This is a genomic window from Paenibacillus sp. J22R67 (genome assembly GCF_059692175.1).
In genome coordinates this window covers 322774-339878 of record NZ_JCAUAX010000003.1, presented here as the reverse complement: position 1 = coordinate 339878, position 17105 = coordinate 322774, and the positions used below count along the sequence as shown (strand labels likewise).

The following is a 17105-nucleotide window of genomic DNA, read 5'->3' as shown; positions in this document are numbered from 1 at the left end:
AAAAACCAATCTATATTTGGATATCATAACATGATATAGTTAGGACATGAGCAATTTCTAGGCTGCAAGGAGGCCATATGAGTCAAGGTAAACCTAACCACACAGGTCATTTATTCACTGTAGAAATTTTAATTGAAGAGGCTTCTAATGGGCTTGCGATGGAAAAGCTCCTTCATCTTCTTAACGCACAGACACAGACGGTCAAAGATTATCAAATCCTCAAGGGCATCGAGCTCGGTAAATTAATCGAATTAAATACAACGACAAAAAAGAGCACGCCTCCTTCATATACTGGCAAAAAGGCAATAACTTCTCCCCCGCCTGCAACTCCCGCGCCAACGATGAAGTCAACAGCGCCAAGCGGAGCGGCCGAACACATTATTACAGAGCTCGAAGGCTACAAAGCAAACAACACATTGATTCGACTAACCGTTATCAAGGGTCAGGGCATTAAACTCAATCTACCCTGCCGGATTTTGAATTATGACAGCAGCAATCAAAATGTTACCGTGTATCATGTGGATGAGAAGAAAGTTTACTCGTTTCGACTAAATGAAATCGACGATTACGTCGCTTTCTAACACAAAGAGGATGTCCCTACTAGGGACATCCTCTTTGTGTTAGTTGCCCGAAGCCGCGGCATGAACGCCATGACTTAGCATATTCTCCAGCTGGGCTGCGTTCACAGGAGGGCTGAACCAATAGCCCTGCACTTCATTGCAGCGGTTCTGATGCAGGAAGTGCAGCTGCTCTTCCGTTTCTACACCTTCCGCGATGACTTTCAAGTTCAGATGGTGCGTCATAGCAATAATCGTAGTTACGATGGCCGCGTCATTGGGATCCACCATAATGTCACGGACAAAGGAGCGATCAATTTTCAGCTTATCAATCGGGAATTTCTTCAAATAATATAGGGAGCTGTAGCCGGTCCCGAAATCATCGATGCTCACGTGAACACCTAACTGTTTGAGCTCTAGTAAGGATTGGATCGCGTGATCAACATCCATGGTCATACTTTCGGTAATCTCAAGCTCCAAATACTGCGGCTCAAGCCCCGTTTGCTCCAGCACATGAGAAATCTTGCCCTTCAGATTATGCTGGAAAAACTGCCGCATCGACAGATTTACGGAAATCGGCATTTTGGAGAAGCCTTGATTCTGCCAGGCTTTATTTTGCTTGCATGCCGCGCGCAGTACCCATTCCCCAATCGGCACGATCAACCCGGATTCTTCTGCAAAGGAAATGAAATGATTCGGCGAGATCAGCCCCTTCTCTGGATGATTCCAGCGAATCAACGCCTCTACACCGACAATGCGTCCCGTCTCAATATCAACCTGTGGTTGATAGAATAAAACAAACTCTTCCCCCGCAATCGCTCTGCGAAGTTCATTTTCCAGCTTGAGCCGATTGATAGAGACGGATTTCATATCGAAGTTGAAAATCTGATAATCATTGCGCCCTTTCTCTTTCGCCCTGGCGAGTGCGATATCGGCATATTTCATCAGCGTATCCGCATCTTCATCATCTGCCGATGAGATGGCGACACCAATACTTGCTGTAATATGCAGCTCATACTGTTCAAGAACAAATGGTTTTTCCAGAACGCGATTAATCTCGGCGATGACAGCAATGACATCATTGGAGTCGGCTACATTCGTGTAGAAAAAGGCAAATTCATCGCCTTCCGTCCGCGCTAAATAATCATTTTCGGTGGTGCACCTTGTGAATCGTTCAGCAAGCTGCAGAAGCAGCATGTTGCCATAATCGTAGCCGAAGCTGTCGTTGACTAATTTAAACCTATCAATATCTAAGTAAAAGACGGCAACCTGTTGCCCCAGTGAACGAGCCAGACTCAATCGTTCGTTCAGGTTGTCTCTAAACATACGCCTATTGGGCAGACCCGTCATGTCGTCATAATACGCCATATACCGGACTTGTTCATCGCCGCGCTTACGTTCCGTTATATCCTGACAAATGAGAATAAAGCCCCTAACATCCTTGCTCAGCTGAACAGGAACTGCCGTTGCGTGCAGGTCAACCCGATAACCGCTTTTATGGGACACAGAGGTTTCAAAAGTAAGCGGTTCTCCATTCGTCGCAAGTTGAATTTGACTACACGTCAGCTCATACTGCTCTTGTGTCACGAAATGACTGAAGCGTTTCTCCAGCAGCTCAGATGCCGAATATCCGAGGATCGATTCCGCGGCTGCATTAATCCGAACGAATGTCCCTTCTTGATCAAAAATCCCAATCGCATTCGGATTATGCTCAAATAAAGAATCCAGAATATGATGATAGGATGGGGGCTGCAGATCTGATTTTGATAAGCGCTGAATGTCCCTTTCTTTTCTCAGCAGCTGAATACACAACGGAAGAGCACCTAGAACACATATCCATACAGCATACGGCTTTACGTAAAGACTTACGAATATGGCGACAATCAAATATCCGCCAATATAGAGCCGGTTTTTCACAAATTTGCCTCCTCTTACGATCTCACTCTAGGTAATAGGAAGCGTCACACTGTGTGATTCATCCGACATACAACCAAGTCACTATGTAATTTAATCCATTTTCGTTACTCACTACTTTCTACATAAGTCGAGCTTTTCCTGCAAATAGGGCACAAAATAAAGAAAAAAGAGTCGGATTCTCCTGACTCTTTCCAGTTTTATTATTTTAGAGCGGCAATGGCAAGCAGAATCCATCCCACTAAGAAACTCAAGCCGCCAAGCGGTGTAATCGGTCCGAAAAATTTGATGCCTGTCAAACTAAGCGCATATAAACTACCAGAGAATAAGATGATTCCGATAAAAATCGCCCATCCGGAAGCATTCACCATCGAAGTGTTCCCTAACTTGTCTGACAAAATAGCAATGGCGATTAGCGCAACGGCATGAATCATATGATAATGCACACCCGTTTGAAAAACATCTAGTTTGTCTGGCGTTAATTTCTGCTTCAAGATATGTGCCCCGAACGCGCCCAGTGCGACAGAAAGAAAAGCGTTCAAACTGCCAATCAGCACAAAAAGTTTCATCATGGTTTCCAATCTTCCCTTCTTTAAAGCTTTAATTTATTCCACTTCGCCGATATCATGTTGCCCGACGATTAGGCGTACAGGCTCCAAATAAACCTTGGTAATTGTCGGTTGTTTAATTAAATCAATCTCAATATCTACAATTTTATTGCGGGCTATTTTGCCTTCTCTTTTGTCATAAACGACCTCGAATTGTTTAAGTCCCAGCTCATAAGTCAGAGCGGAAGAACCGATGGAAAGTGCGTTAGACTCGAACTCCCCGTGTTCAAACAATACCTCGGATAAAATTTCTTCATTCATGTCCACAATCGTAACATACTGGCAAAATTGGTACTTCATCCATAACTGCCCCCTCAGAATTAGTAAAGTTTTGTTACCAATTCGCCGGAAAATGTCGAAATTCCTGCATCATTCAGTATGACCAAGAATGTTCACAGAAAACCAGTGAAATAGATGACAACTGGGATGGTAAACATACTAAACAAGGTCGATGTGAACACAGCCTGTGAGGAAAACTCCGGTTCATTCTCATACTCAATCGCCAGCAGCACGCTGCTAAGGGAGGTTGGCACGGCACATGAAAGAACTAACGCCTGTGCGGTCAGTCCATTGATCCCAAGCATCCACACAACAAAAAACCCGAGCAATGGCCCCGCAATCAGCCGCAAAATATTCGAGACAGCCACATTGGAGAAATGAAATTCCCACTTCATCCCGCCAAGCTGTACCCCAAGTGTTAAAAGCGCAGTTGCCATGAAGGCGTTGGAAATGTAGGTTAACGGCAGATGAATGGAAGATGGGACTGGCAAATGGAAATATCTCAGCAGCAGTGCAACCGGAATGGCATAAATGACAGGTAAAGACAAGATCGTCTTCATCGTTGCCTTCCAGGTTGATTTGTGGGCATTTAGCGTGTAAATCCCGTACGTGTTAGGAATCAAATTTTGCATAATCATAATGATAATTTGAATGGAAAGGGTATAGGCATTCCCGCCGAATACGGTTTGATTAAGCGGCAGTGCGTAATTGGCGCTATTATAGAAAATAACACTATTTCGCATGGCAATCCGCATGCCTCGCTGCATTTTTCTAATCCGTATGTAGATCTCGATCACCGCAAAAAGAAGGCTAAAAAACAAAGCGAAAAACAAAAGAACCTGCAAAATGACATTTAAGTTCATTTCTGACTCGTACAGCTTCACGAAAACGATAGCCGGAGAAAACACATAGAAATTGAGCTTCGATAATGTTTTAATATCAAGATGAAAAGCACGATACATGACAGCGCCAATGGCAATCATGATTGAAATCGGCACAATATTATTAATTAAAATATAAATAAAATAACTCATTTCTGACCCTCACTTAAATGAAGTTCCGTTGCTGTAGTACGCATCCTTGCTGTAGGTCGTAAAGGCAACTTCAACCTCAGGCAAGCCAAAGTCAAGGACATGGGTCGTAACTGCCGCAGCGACAGCATCCCTGACCTGGTCCCCTCTTTCAAACCAGGCGACTTCAACAAACGGGTAGGCTGGAACGATTTTACCGCCGAAAATCGCCGGATGCTGCACACACTCTAGCGTAAAATTATCAGTGTCACATTCGCAAATAGCAGCAAGCTGTTCAACTAAGCTCTCACTCATTCCACAAACTTGTTCAACAGATAGTCCTCTAAACGTTAATCTAGGCATGCTTCTAGCTCCAATCCGTTATTGCCGTAAGGCTTCTCACTTCGTTGATGCGTTAACGCTGGTAATAATACGTTTCAATTGTACATTGAAATTGTGAATTTCTTCTAGAGACAGTCCACTGGATTCAAGCAGTGTCTGTGGTATGCACAAGGCTCTTTCATAAAGTGCTAAGCCCATTTCCGTAATGACAATGTTCACAACACGCTCGTCTTCGACTGACCTTTTCCGCTGAATCAACTGCTGAGTTTCCATCCGTTTGAGCATCGGCGTCAACGTGCCTGAATCTAGATCCAGCTTCTCGCTGAGCTCCTTGACGGTGCTCTCTTTTTGATCCCACAGAACGAGCAGCACCAAATACTGGGGATACGTAATGCCCAAACCTTCTAGGAAGGGACGATACATCCGGGTAATAGCTCTTGAACTTGCATATAAACTAAAGCAGAGCTGATTTTCAAGTTTTAATAATTCATTGGTGCTCATACGATCGGCTTCCTTTCCAAGTCATATTGTGAACAATCGTTTTGTTTCAAATGTATATAAAAATAACTCTACTGTCAATGTGAATAGTCAGATAAGTTCATAAATGTTGTATGATTCCATCTTGTGCCATTCTCTATTAGGGTGATATGGTAATACTACTTGAAATCACTGTAACCCTTAGTCCGTGCGGGGAGGCGCGCCTGTGAATGTGAATTTTTCCGGAGACAATCGCAAATTGTACATTAAACTTCTACTGACTACAATTCTCTGTACGGTTCTTACGCTGCTGGTATCCTCCACGATTTATTTTGTGAATTACAGAAACCTTAACTTGAACCAGGTCTATCAAACCGATTTAGAAAATCTAACCCAAACGAGCCGCGAAGTCATCTCGATGACGGAAAGTGCGCAATCGCTTACATTTCAGCTGTACCGAAACGGCAATATCAGCAAACTGATGTTTTATGAAAACCCAGATATCTATGATACCACTGCTGCCATGCGAGAATTGAATAATTATTTGAATTCCATGCCTTACATTGCCTCCATCTATGTCTACAACCCGAAAGCCAACTATGTGTACATAGTCTCTAGCTCTGGGCAGAACGGATTAATGACCAAAGAAGAGTTGGTCGACAAAGATATTTTGAACGTTCTGGATCATTTCCAGGAGTTCAAGCCCTTCGTACCTATACCGCGTACCTACTTAAAAAGCGCGTCAAGCACGCAAAAAAGCAATGTCTACACGTACCTTTGTTACGATGCAATCGGCAATAACAATGCGCTCAATTCAGCCATTATCGTCAATATCACAACAGACTGGATCAATAAAGATATCGGCAAGCACCAAAGCAATGGAACGAACAGCTCTTTTATTATCGATAATAAAGGCAGGACGCTTAGCGGCGATCTTCCCAATCATGCAGAAGCATTAACAGCCGAATCAACCATTACCAAACGGATTATGAGTAGTAAAGGCTCCGGTTACTTCATTGATACAGTGGGTGGCAAGAAATCCTTAATCTCTTTTACAGCACCGGACACCTTAGAGTGGCGGTACATCCGCATTACACCATATCAAACAATCACGGAGAAAATCAATAAAATTCGCACAACGACGATTTACATTGGCGCCACCATTTTAGTCGCTGGATTATTAGTTTCTTGGCTATTATCACGTAAGCTTTATGTCCCTATTGATCGTATTGTTACGAAGATGAAATCCTTGGAGTCGGATAAACGAAATTCTTTATTTACATTAAAGCAAGATGTTTTGCGGAAGCTGATTCAAGGGCATGAGCCTATTACGGTGAAAATGATGCGGGAAAAACGCAGCGAGCTAGGCATTTTGTTCGATTTCCAAAGCGATTATCGTCTGATTCTGCTTCGTATCGATGGTTTTCAACCCTTTGTGCAGAATCATCAAGACGACCTTCACGTGTACAAATATGCGATCATGAATATTTCCTCGGAAATAGCCTCGCAAGCGTATCAAGTGGAAACGGTCGATATCGGGAATGACAGCACAGTGCTGCTGATTAATGCCCGAAGTGCACCTCTCGATGGTGATCAGAGCATGTTTCTAGCACTTCTAAAACAGATTCAAAAAGCCGTTAACGAGCTGCTCAAAATAAGTCTTTCCGTCACCTACAGTCCACCTAGCTCTCAGCCTCAGGACTTGGTGTCCCTGTATCGAAGGGTTGTCGATGCCTCTGAGCATCGCGTTTTTCTTGGACCTGGCAGTTTGATTGCTTCTCTGGATCACCAGTATCCGGAAACAGATGACTATCTATTTACAGTTGAAAAAGAGAAGAAACTGATCGACGCTTTAATGACTGGCAAAATGGCTGAAGCTAAGAAATTGTACAGCGTCATTATTGAGGAAACAAGACCGTATCCGATAAGCGTTTTTCAAGCAACACTGTCCCGCTTAACGATTACTTTGAATGGTGTCCTGCACACGATTCTCAAAAACAACTCCCTCGATGCCTCCATGAGCATACAGTTATCCAGAAATGCATTAGCCAAGCTGGAGACAATTGAGGAAATTGAAGCTGTCCTCTTTGAATTATTCGATGAAATGAAGAAACGTCTAGATGACAAGCGAAGCATGAAGCAAGACGATCTTATTCGTAAAATCAACGATATGATTGAGCAGCATTGCGCCAATCCGAATTTATGCTTAAACTGGATCGCCGATGAGATGGCTATGTCGCCGATTTATCTAAGCCGTGTCTACAAACAGAACACCATGAACGCTGTTGTGGATGTCATTAACACGATGCGAATGGAACGCGCCAAAGATTTGCTGAAGCACTCGGATTTAGCCATCGCCGATATCGCCGAACGGATCGGCTATACCAACAGCTCTTACTTCTACCGAATGTTCAAGAAGAATTTTGGCTTAACCCCCACCGATTATCGCAAAACCGGTCTTGAACCCAGCAACGGTAATCAAGCTTCAACCTAGCATAAACAGCCGCCCTGCAACCAACAGGGCGGCCGTTTCCTATTATTTAATACCTTTTTCGCTCACATACTGAAGCCATTGCTTCTTATACTCCGCTTGCACTTTTTCAAGGCCAGCTTGCTTCGCCTTATCCATGAATGTTTTCATGCCTGCATCTAGATCAGCTACAAGCCCCAATTGCAATGGCCATAAGTACTGCTTCTCTACTTGCTCCAGCGCTGCTTTCTCCGCCTGGTAAGAGCTGTAATCCTCAGCAAACCCAGTGAAGATATCAGGTTTTTGAATTTTATCCAGATCTTTATAGATCGCTTTTACCCCATCAAAGCTTTTCTCGAACAGCATGAAATCAGGGTTACGCCATGCCCAGCTGTTCATCGACTCACGAGGGAAGCCATTGGAATTGTTATCGCCAATCATTTTGTAGTAGCCATTTTCGACTTGGAAGTTCTTACCTTCAATACCGTAGGAAGTAAGCCAATTGTACGCTTTATCCGTTACCATTTTCTCATAGAATTCAAGTGCACGCTCAGCATTTTTACTGCTCTTAGGAATGGCAAAGCCATTGTGAATCGGATGAACAGGCTGCGCATAACCTTTGATTGTCGGGAATGCATAATAGTCAAGATTCCAGTCTGGGTGGGTCGACTTCATCTTGTTCAAAGAATCGTTAAAGCGTGCCGGGTTATCGCCAAATTCTGCAGCTGCTTTGCCGCTGACAAGCTGATCCCACGTCGAGTCTTTCACGTTCAGCACGTTTTTCGGGATAAAACCTTTATCCATCCAACGTTTGGCGATTTTGATGTCGCCCATGTGCTCTTCAGAGCCCCAATAGGAGTAAACTTCACCTGGTTTATTGTAGTTGATGCCGATGCCGTAAAGTGGTGCTCCAACGCTGTTATGAACGACGTCACGAAGTCCGTTAACAATTAAATTACCGTCTCCGCCGCTGGCAAAAGGCAAGATGTTTGGCTCATTTTTCTTGATGCCGTCCATGTACGCTTCGAAGGTTTCAATAGATGTCGGCTTTGGCAAATTGTATTTGACCCTCAAGTCTTCACGCCAAACGAAGCCGTTCGTAACATACTCTTTGAACGTTGCTGGTACCGTATAAATTTTGCCGTCAATTTTTACCGCTTCCCACATATCCTTCGGCACATATTTGTTCAGCGTCGGCGCAGCCTTTGGCAAAATATCGTCAAGCGGCAGGAAGGCACCCTTTTTCGCGTAGGATTGATATTGTGTCCAGTCAGCTGTAAAAATCAAGTCCACTTGCTGACCAGAAGAAAGCAGAAGCTTATATTTCTGATCCCAGTCCGTCCAAGTTGTATAGTTGAATTTCACCGTTGTATTTAAATCTTTCAATGCTAGCTTGTTGACCTCGTCCTGAATGATTTGCAGATCCTTGGGAGCGTTACCTAGCATGTAGAATTGCAGCTCGACCTTCTCTCTCTTTGGCGCTTCCGTCTTGACTGTCGCTGTCGGCGCAGCTGCACTAGCTGCCGGTGCTGCGTCCCCTTGTTTAGGTTCTGGCGAACTGCTGCAGCCTGTAAGAGCCGTGAACAAGAGCGCCCCGGAAAGAATGGCGGAGAATCGGTGTGTTGCTAACTTTTTCATTTGAATCCTCCCTTTAGATGTGTAGTTATATGTCAGCCGAGAAGGTTGTCAATCTGTAAGCTCCTTCTTCGGTTCTAACCTTTGACAGCACCGATTGTCAATCCCTTGACGAAATAACGCTGAACGAACGGATACAGAAAGAGAATCGGTCCTGTAACGATGATAGCCATCGCCATTTTCGTTGACTCCGTCGGCATTTCGCCTGTCATAACAACCCCTGTGCCTGCGCCCATTTGAGAGACAAAACGCATCGTGTTGATCACGTTGTACAAGTAGTACTGCAGCTCATACTTATTAGGATCATTGATGAACAGCGATGACAGCAGCCAACCGTTCCAATAATGCAGCGCAAGGAACAGCCCAACGGTCGCGATACCGGGCATCGACAATTGAAGAACGACGCTGTAGTAAATTTTGAAATCATTGGCACCGTCGATTTTGGCGGATTCAATGAGCTCTTCGGGAATAGCAGATTTCATGAAACTTCGCATCAAGATAATCAGAAACGGACTCATGAGCCCCGGCAGCACAAGTACCGCATAGGTATCCGTCAGCTTCAAATAGCTGGCGAGCAAGATATACCAAGGGACTAAGCCCCCGCCAAATAACGTCGTGAAGTAGATATAGAACGAGAATTGATTCCGGTATCGGAAATCTTTGCGCTGAAGAACATAACCTGTCATCGTCATGAAAAACAATCCGAGCGCAGTGCCGATTAGGGTCACGAAAATGGTTACAGCGTAAGCCTTGAGCACCTGCTCTGGAAATCGAAATACCGTCTTATACCCTTCTATGGAGAAAACCTTCGGTATGAAGTGATATCCACTGCGAATAATGGATTCATTCTGTGTAAACGAAGCCGAAATAATCATCAGGAAAGGAAACAAGCAGACTAGAAAAGAGATGATGATCACGGCATACGCCATTGTTTGAAACAAATACATATACTTCTCGTCCCTGATTCTCAAGCCACCAGCACCTCTTCTCCTAAAATAAAGCGTAATCGTCATTAATTTTTCGAATGATAGCATTCACGGTAATGATCAGGATGAATCCGAACAGGGATTGATACAGCCCTGCCGCAGTCGCCATACCAACATCGAAAGTGACCTTCAATGAACGGTACACATAAGTGTCAATGATATCGGTTGCATTAAACAAAACTCCGTTATTTCCAATCAATTGGTAAAATAAGTCGAATTGGCCTTTCATAATACTGCCTAAAGAGAATAAGAGAAGCACTACAAAAGTCGGCTTCAGCATTGGAATCGTAATGTGCCAGACTCGCTGGAAAATATTCGCACCGTCGATTTTGGCAGCCTCATAGTATTCTTCACTGATCCCCGTGATCGCTGCCAGATAGATGACCATGCTGTAACCCAGATTTTTCCACAAATAAAAGATAACAATGAGGAAAACCCATGCCCAAGGCGTGTTGTACACATCGACAGGTTCAGAACTGAATTCTTTTAACATCGTGTTGAGAAATCCGCTCTCATAGTTAAATAAGTTGTAAACAATGACACTCAGAATAACGAAGGAGATGAAATAGGGCAGGAACATCACTGACTGAGCTATTTTTTTAAACCAAGCGCTACGAATTTCACTCAGCAGGACAGCACATACAATGGCGAAAACATTGCCAAATAGGATAAAAGCTAAGTTATACCCAAGCGTGTTAAGCGTTAATTTAATTAAAATCCCGGATTTCCATAGAAAAGAGAAATTATCCAAGCCTACAAAAGGACTGCCGAACAAGCCGGCATTGAAATCAAACCGTGTGAATGCATAGTAGATGCCAACCATCGGAATATACGAGTTAATAAAGAAGAAGATCAGGGTCGGCAGCAGCATGAGAAACATGATTCTGTTCGTTACGATTTCATAAAGAAAACCTCTGCGTTTGAGCATGTTTGGGTGCGATCCTCCTTGGGGCATGTGTCTTGAGACGATCATAAACCAGCGCAAAGAAACCGGATAGTGAAGCCTCGCTATGTGTGTGAACAATATGGTGAATTGGCGTATGAATAATCTTAACTTTAGTGAACTGCATGTGATAAATCGTTGATACGACGGGGTTTAAGATCGAATTGAATTGTAACCGTGTCGCTTTCATGCTACGATTGTTTCAAAAATATACCAATAAAGGGGATAATGACCTATGGATTGGCTCTCTGCTCATAAGGACAATATGGATGAGGTATTCGCACAAGCGGAAAATGTTATTCGCGCATTTCCTGAGCCGCTGAATCATCACGGACTCGCCTATTTCGCTAAATTTGACCTGCGCCAGCAAGAGAGTACGAAAAATTATATCTGCTACCTGCTTCCTTATTGGATGCAGGAAATAACCCATCTGCCGACAGATAGGGTCAAGAAGCTGAGTTTAGCAAATGTGTTCGTTATGCTTTATTATTTTGTTGTAGATGACATTATGGATGCTGCCAAAGGGGAGCATCAGGGTAAGCTGCCGCTCGCAAACTTATTTCAATTGCAGTTTCAAATGATGTATAGAGCGTTGTTCCTGCCGCAATCCCCTTTCTGGGATTATTACGAGACTTACGTACTGGAATGGGCCGAATCAGTTGCAGGCGAGCTGGGTGGCGATTACTTTCACACGGATAAAAGGAAGGTTGCCTGGAAAGCTAGTCCTGTCAAAAACGCCAGCACTGGAGCGCTGCTTCTCGCTGGTCAGGCTGAGCTGATCCCCGTTGTGACGGGCGCCGTTGAACAAGTGCTTGTGACACTGCAAATGCTTGATGACTGGGCGGATTGGGAGGAAGATTTGGACGAGGGTTCTTATAATTGTTTGCTTGCATTTTTGCGTGGGAGTGGATCATTAGGTGAATCAGAGGATGTTTCTTTGACGTCCGAGTGGGTCAAACAACAAGTATATGTCTGTGATCAACTGGATGGATATAGCGAGATTGCCGTTGTGGATCATGAAAGGTTGCTAGCGTTAGAGATATCAATGAAGGAGCTTGCTCTCTTTCATTTTAGTCTTGTGGATCGTTTGCGCATGACGGCAAAAGAGATCAAAGAAAAGCGGAACCTTCTTCTTTCTGGCGGTTTATACTATTTTTTGTCGGAATCTAGCAATTTTTGATAGAATATTTTGAATATTCATGCTATACTTCTTTTGTTGGTAATATTAACCAACAGCTCACGTAAGAACGCTGAGCCTAACGGACTGAAATCCCCCTATTTATGACTTTTCAGCTCGGAACAGGATTTAACGGACCCGTGCGACGCTATTCCTCTCGAAATAGCCCATAACAAGGGTAGTAACAGTGAATAACGTCCCCTCAGTCCGATAACATCCAATTTCGTCCCTAATAATCAGAAATAGCGGCTTCCAGGTCCGATACCTTTAAAGGGGAGTGACTTATCATGTCATCACATGAACAGTTAAAAGCCAAAATTATTCAAAAAGCTTGGGAAGATGAAGCATTCAAAAACCAACTTCTTGCAAACCCAAAGGCGGCCCTTAAGGAAAGCTTTGGTATTACGCTCCCCGACGATTTCACAGTGAAAGCGGTAGAAGAGACTTCGACGGAGTTTGTGCTTGTTATTCCGGCGAATCCGGCTAAGGTGTTGGTGACTGCGGGTGCTGATAATCCTAACTGGTAAAAAATAAATAGCGAAGAAGCTGCAGAATGATCTGCAGCTTCTTCGCTATTTATTGTATTACTTTTGGAAAACTCATAATTACCTCAGTTCCGTTATTCTTCTGACTTTCAAATCGTATTTCCCCCTTCATTGCCTCTATTATCCGGAATGTCACCATAAGTCCAAGACCCGTCCCCTTCGTTTTTGTTGTAAAATAAGGTTCACCTAGTTTCGTCAACTCAGTGGCTTCAATCCCCTGACCGTTATCTTTAATATGAACGTAGACCTTGCTTTCTTTCTCATATGCTCGAATCTGCACTTCCCCATCGTCTTGAAAAGCTTCTATTCCGTTTTTAATAAGATTGATCAGGACTTGTTTAAATTTCGATACGTTTCCACGTATATAAAGTCCAGGCGGAACACTTACCGCAATACGTCCACCTTGTAAAGTTGCCAACGGCATAATAATTCCTTCGATTTGTTTAATTACTTGATTAACATCGATATCGACGTTTTCTTCCAACTGTGGCTTAGAGAAGGTTAAAAAATCTGTAATGATAACCGAGGCTCGATCTAGTTCCTCGATCGCTATTTGTATATATTCTTTTTCTTTCTCGTCCGACCGTGAACCGATTAACTGTAAGAAACCACGTGTTACCTGTAGTGGGTTTCGCACCTCATGAGCGACGGAAGCAGCCAAAGAGCTTATGATTTCCGTTCTTTCTGAGAGTTGAAGCTGATGATTATAAAATTCTAGTTCTTTCGAGTAATTAACTAAAAGTTCCTGATTCAAAGCAAAACGTCGGACTAAAATAACAATGAGGGTAATAAATAAGGCAATGCCTCCCCACTTCCATAAATAGAATTGATAATACAGTGAAGATGCGTAGAAGTTAATAAGATCTAATATACTCATGCACGCCAACGTGCCGAAACCGATTGAAAACACAACAGCTTCCTTGTTTCCTTTTCGCATAAGCTGAAAACATAATCCAATGATCAAAACAAACTGGAAAATCATCATATAGCCTAAAACGGTTACCGCTACAAAAAAGTACGCTTTATTAAATTGATAATGATTCAATTGATTGATGAACATAAATGAGATTAATAGAACAGAATAAGCAACCTGAAATTTCCGAAATCGACGCACCCATTTAAATTTACCGTTATCGAAGATTTGCTCGAAAGACCAAGTTAGCGCTGGTAAAAACACATTGAGAGCTACATCGAACAAATTGATAAACAATCCTCCATAATTAGTAAAATTGGCATATACAAAAGGGGAGTAAGTAATAAAAATTATTCCTACTGACAAACTTAATACACTTATTAGAATCCAGCTTTGAAGCTGGCCTCTTTTTAAGAAGATAGATCCAATCAGCATAATCAGTGCAATGAATAGAAAAGCACTACCGAGAATAATATTCTGCAAATCTTGAAGTACATACGACCTCATCAGATTCGAGTATTGATCTATCCTGATAGCTGAGTATATACTCAATCGGTTCATTGTTGACTCCAACTTTAGATATACAGTTTCTCCACTTTCCTCACTACTAATTGGGAATAAACTCCTCTGCGCGTCATATGGAAAATCATACTCCGTTTCGCAAATTAAATGAGCGCCAATATAAACCTTCAGTTTCTGCGTACGAATGTCCTGAATATAGATCCCATAGTCTTTGGGTAACTGTGTAGGCAGTTGGAATTTAATCCACACAGATGAGGTATGTTCAGGTTTATCAGGAAAAGTATCACCGCTCTTCACCGCCTTCCATCGCTCAGGCGAGGAAGCCATAACACTTTCCAAACCTTCTGATGGATCCCCCCACAGAATTGAGTACTCTGAAATCGCTTTCATATCATCTGGATGTTCGTTGGCAAATGCACGCGACATTAAAAACACACTATTCAACACGGCAACTAGTACCAATAACCAAAGCGTTCGAGAAAACCGCTTCATGTTTACACCATCCTTGTCCAAACTGAACTTACAATGTTTAACAATAAATGAAATTCGACAAAATGCGTACATTCCCTTCTTTCACCAAGTAAACAATAGTCAAACAAATATAGCCACCCCCTACCAATTAGGGGGTGGCTATTACATAAGATATACGCGGCTTCGAGCCGGCTCTGTTTCAGCTATTACACTACCATGGCTAATCACATATCGGCAATTTGGCTGGACCCGTACAAGATCCATGGCATCCCGTCCAGGCAGCAGGATGAATGAAGCCGGCTGGCCAATTTCCAGCCCATATTCGCGAAGCTGCAGCACTTTCGCAGCGCGCACCGTAACCATGCGCACAAGTTCAGCAACTTCTTCCCGCCCGGTCATATGCGCTAGATGTGCCGCCATGTGAGCTGCTACTAGCATATTTCCGGTGCCAAGCGGATAGAAAGGTGTTTGAATGTCATCGTGTGCGATGCTCACATTCACCCCGGCCGCCCACATCTCCTTGATTCTGGCGATTCCGCGCCCTTTGGGATAACGGTCGAAGCGCCCCTGCATGGCGCTGTTGATGAGCGGGCAGCAGACGACGTTCACGCCGGATCGAGCCGTCAGGCCTAACACCTTCTGAAAGTAGGCCTCACTATAATAGGCGGAAGCATTCGCATGCGCTGCGGTAACGCGCTCCCTTAGGCCATAACGAATGGCCAAATGAGCCGTGCTCTCTAGGAAGGTCGAATGCTCATCGTCCATTTCATCGCAGAACACATGGACGAAGCAGCCATGCTTCTCGGCTAAGCGGAAAACAATGTCGAGCGACGCGAGACCCTCCTCACGCGTAGGCTCAAGATGTGGAACGGCGCCGATCCCATCAGCGCCAAGCTCAAGCGCCTGCTCCAGTCGGCGCTCATTCTCGGCGCATGCGCGAATGCCGTCTTGCGGGAAAGCGATGACCTGCACCTGCATGTGCGGCTTCACACGCTCTCGCAAGTCAAGAAGCGCCCGCAGCGCCGTGAGGTCCGGGTCCGAAATGTCCGCCTGCGTGCGAACATGGAGAATGCCTGCTGCTAATTGCAGCTGCAGCACCTTCTCTGCCCGCTTCATGACATCGTCATAGGTGAGCAACTGCTTCCGCTGTTGCCATAACCCGATGCCTTCAATAAGCGTGCCGCTTTCGTTCCACGCGGGTTCCCCCGCCGTTAGAACAGTGTCCAAATGAATGTGCGACTCCACGAATGGAGGGAGCAGCAGAAGACCGCTGCCATCGATTTCCCGTTCACTTTTACCTGCAATAACGCCAATCCCGACAATCCTGCCGTCCTTTACACCAACATCGACGACACCTCGGCCCTCTGGATCATCCAGAAGACGTACATGTCGAATAATTAAATCAAGCAGTACGATCACCTTCTTCGTGTGGCGTGTTCATTAGCTGTCTTTTTTCATTTCAGATTCATGCCAAGAGCTAAGTACCCATTTGGAGAAAGCATTTACCAAGAGGAAAAAGGAAATACCCAGCGCTGAAGCCGAAAGCCCGCACGCGAATAAATACGCTGTTTTTAACCGGGCAGCCGCATACGTAATCGCATAACCAAGCCCGCCTGCACCTCCGCCAATTCCAGCGATATATTCACCGACGATGGCGCCGACAACAGATAAGGTACAGGAGATTTTCAGCCCCGCAATAATATAAGGAAGAGCAGCCGGGATGCGAAGTCTCCACATCGTTTGAAACGAATTGGCATTATACAGGTAAAATAAGTTGCTCATATTCTGATCTGTCGAATTCAAACCGATTAAGGTATTCGAAAGCATGGGGAAAAACCCGATCAAAAAGGTGATGATAACAATAGCATTCATGCCCGCATCGAACCAGATGACAATTAAGGGAGCGATAGCAACGATCGGAATGGTTTGCAAAATAATGGCGTATGGATACACGCTTTTCTCAATCCACTTGGAACTGGCAAGCAGTATGGCACCTGCTACCCCCATGATGATGCTGAGGAAAAATCCGAGCACAGCTTCAAGCGTCGTGGTTGAGACAGACACCCATAACGCATGTTTATTTTCCAAAGCAGCAGCCACGATGTCAGACGGTTTGGGCAACAGATAAACAGGCGCCTTGGCTAAATAAGCAATGAGTTCCCAGCCACCAATGAATACGACAAAAGCAACCAAGGGAGGAAGCAGATGCTTAAACAACATGAGGAAGCGATAGCCCGGCGAGGCGCCTTCATCGAG

General features: G+C 44.2%; 16 protein-coding genes. 4 read left to right on the top strand and 12 right to left on the bottom strand.

The window, feature by feature from the left end; translation table 11 throughout:
- Positions 1 to 77 precede the first annotated feature (77 nt).
- Positions 78 to 581: a hypothetical protein gene (locus AC58VC_RS13465; RefSeq protein WP_497369275.1), complete on the top strand. Its 504-nt coding sequence runs from the start codon at positions 78 to 80 to the stop codon at positions 579 to 581.
- A gap of 39 nt (positions 582 to 620) precedes the next feature.
- Here AC58VC_RS13465 and AC58VC_RS13460 read toward each other — a convergent pair whose 3' ends face one another.
- From AC58VC_RS13460 to AC58VC_RS13435, 6 genes are all read right to left on the bottom strand, one after another.
- Positions 621 to 2474 carry a putative bifunctional diguanylate cyclase/phosphodiesterase gene (locus tag AC58VC_RS13460; RefSeq protein WP_497369274.1) on the bottom strand — a complete coding sequence of 618 codons (1854 nt, stop codon included), beginning with the start codon at positions 2472 to 2474 and terminating at the stop codon, positions 621 to 623.
- Between the two features lie 200 nt (positions 2475 to 2674).
- Positions 2675 to 3040, bottom strand: a complete 366-nt coding sequence (locus tag AC58VC_RS13455; RefSeq protein ID WP_497369800.1) for a DUF423 domain-containing protein — start codon at positions 3038 to 3040, stop codon at positions 2675 to 2677.
- Positions 3041 to 3076: 36 nt separating this feature from the next.
- A complete protein-coding gene (locus AC58VC_RS13450) occupies positions 3077 to 3379 on the bottom strand; it encodes a hypothetical protein (protein WP_497369273.1) in 303 nt (100 codons plus the stop codon).
- Between the two features lie 92 nt (positions 3380 to 3471).
- Complete coding sequence (locus AC58VC_RS13445; protein ID WP_497369272.1) at positions 3472 to 4392, bottom strand: AEC family transporter; 921 nt, start codon at positions 4390 to 4392, stop codon at positions 3472 to 3474.
- Positions 4393 to 4401: 9 nt separating this feature from the next.
- Positions 4402 to 4731, bottom strand: coding sequence for a DUF1904 family protein (locus AC58VC_RS13440; protein ID WP_497369271.1), 330 nt, complete (start codon positions 4729 to 4731; stop codon positions 4402 to 4404).
- Between the two features lie 36 nt (positions 4732 to 4767).
- A complete protein-coding gene (locus tag AC58VC_RS13435; protein ID WP_497369270.1) occupies positions 4768 to 5211 on the bottom strand; it encodes a MarR family winged helix-turn-helix transcriptional regulator in 444 nt (147 codons plus the stop codon).
- A gap of 202 nt (positions 5212 to 5413) precedes the next feature.
- Here AC58VC_RS13435 and AC58VC_RS13430 point away from each other — a divergent pair, with 202 nt between their 5' ends.
- Complete coding sequence (locus tag AC58VC_RS13430; protein ID WP_497369269.1) at positions 5414 to 7681, top strand: AraC family transcriptional regulator; 2268 nt, start codon at positions 5414 to 5416, stop codon at positions 7679 to 7681.
- Between the two features lie 42 nt (positions 7682 to 7723).
- On the opposite strand, the gene AC58VC_RS13425 is transcribed toward AC58VC_RS13430, so the two are convergent.
- The 3 genes from AC58VC_RS13425 to AC58VC_RS13415 all read right to left on the bottom strand — a co-directional run bounded on the left by AC58VC_RS13425 (position 7724) and on the right by AC58VC_RS13415 (position 11206).
- Positions 7724 to 9295: an extracellular solute-binding protein gene (locus tag AC58VC_RS13425; protein ID WP_497369268.1), complete on the bottom strand. Its 1572-nt coding sequence runs from the start codon at positions 9293 to 9295 to the stop codon at positions 7724 to 7726.
- A 74-nt stretch (positions 9296 to 9369) separates the two neighbouring features.
- The gene (locus AC58VC_RS13420; RefSeq protein ID WP_497369799.1) at positions 9370 to 10239 is read right to left on the bottom strand and encodes a carbohydrate ABC transporter permease; all 870 of its coding nucleotides are present in this window, start codon (positions 10237 to 10239) and stop codon (positions 9370 to 9372) included.
- A gap of 43 nt (positions 10240 to 10282) precedes the next feature.
- Entirely contained in the window at positions 10283 to 11206 is a 924-nt protein-coding gene (locus AC58VC_RS13415) for an ABC transporter permease (protein WP_497369267.1), read from the bottom strand.
- Between the two features lie 250 nt (positions 11207 to 11456).
- On the opposite strand from AC58VC_RS13415, the gene AC58VC_RS13410 reads away from it, so the two are divergent.
- Together AC58VC_RS13410 and AC58VC_RS13405 are read left to right on the top strand one after the other, a co-directional pair.
- On the top strand, positions 11457 to 12401 hold the full coding sequence (locus tag AC58VC_RS13410; RefSeq protein WP_497369266.1) for a hypothetical protein: 945 nt from the start codon (positions 11457 to 11459) through the stop codon (positions 12399 to 12401).
- Between the two features lie 284 nt (positions 12402 to 12685).
- Positions 12686 to 12925, top strand: a complete 240-nt coding sequence (locus AC58VC_RS13405) for an NHLP leader peptide family RiPP precursor (protein WP_497369265.1) — start codon at positions 12686 to 12688, stop codon at positions 12923 to 12925.
- Positions 12926 to 12974: 49 nt separating this feature from the next.
- Here the strand turns inward: AC58VC_RS13405 and AC58VC_RS13400 are convergent, their stop codons facing one another.
- The 3 genes from AC58VC_RS13400 to AC58VC_RS13390 all read right to left on the bottom strand — a co-directional run bounded on the left by AC58VC_RS13400 (position 12975) and on the right by AC58VC_RS13390 (position 17069).
- Entirely contained in the window at positions 12975 to 14870 is a 1896-nt protein-coding gene (locus AC58VC_RS13400) for an ATP-binding protein (RefSeq protein WP_497369264.1), read from the bottom strand.
- Positions 14871 to 15011: 141 nt separating this feature from the next.
- Entirely contained in the window at positions 15012 to 16268 is a 1257-nt protein-coding gene (locus tag AC58VC_RS13395; RefSeq protein ID WP_497369263.1) for an amidohydrolase family protein, read from the bottom strand.
- A gap of 21 nt (positions 16269 to 16289) precedes the next feature.
- A complete protein-coding gene (locus AC58VC_RS13390) occupies positions 16290 to 17069 on the bottom strand; it encodes an ABC transporter permease (RefSeq protein WP_497369798.1) in 780 nt (259 codons plus the stop codon).
- Positions 17070 to 17105 lie beyond the last annotated feature (36 nt).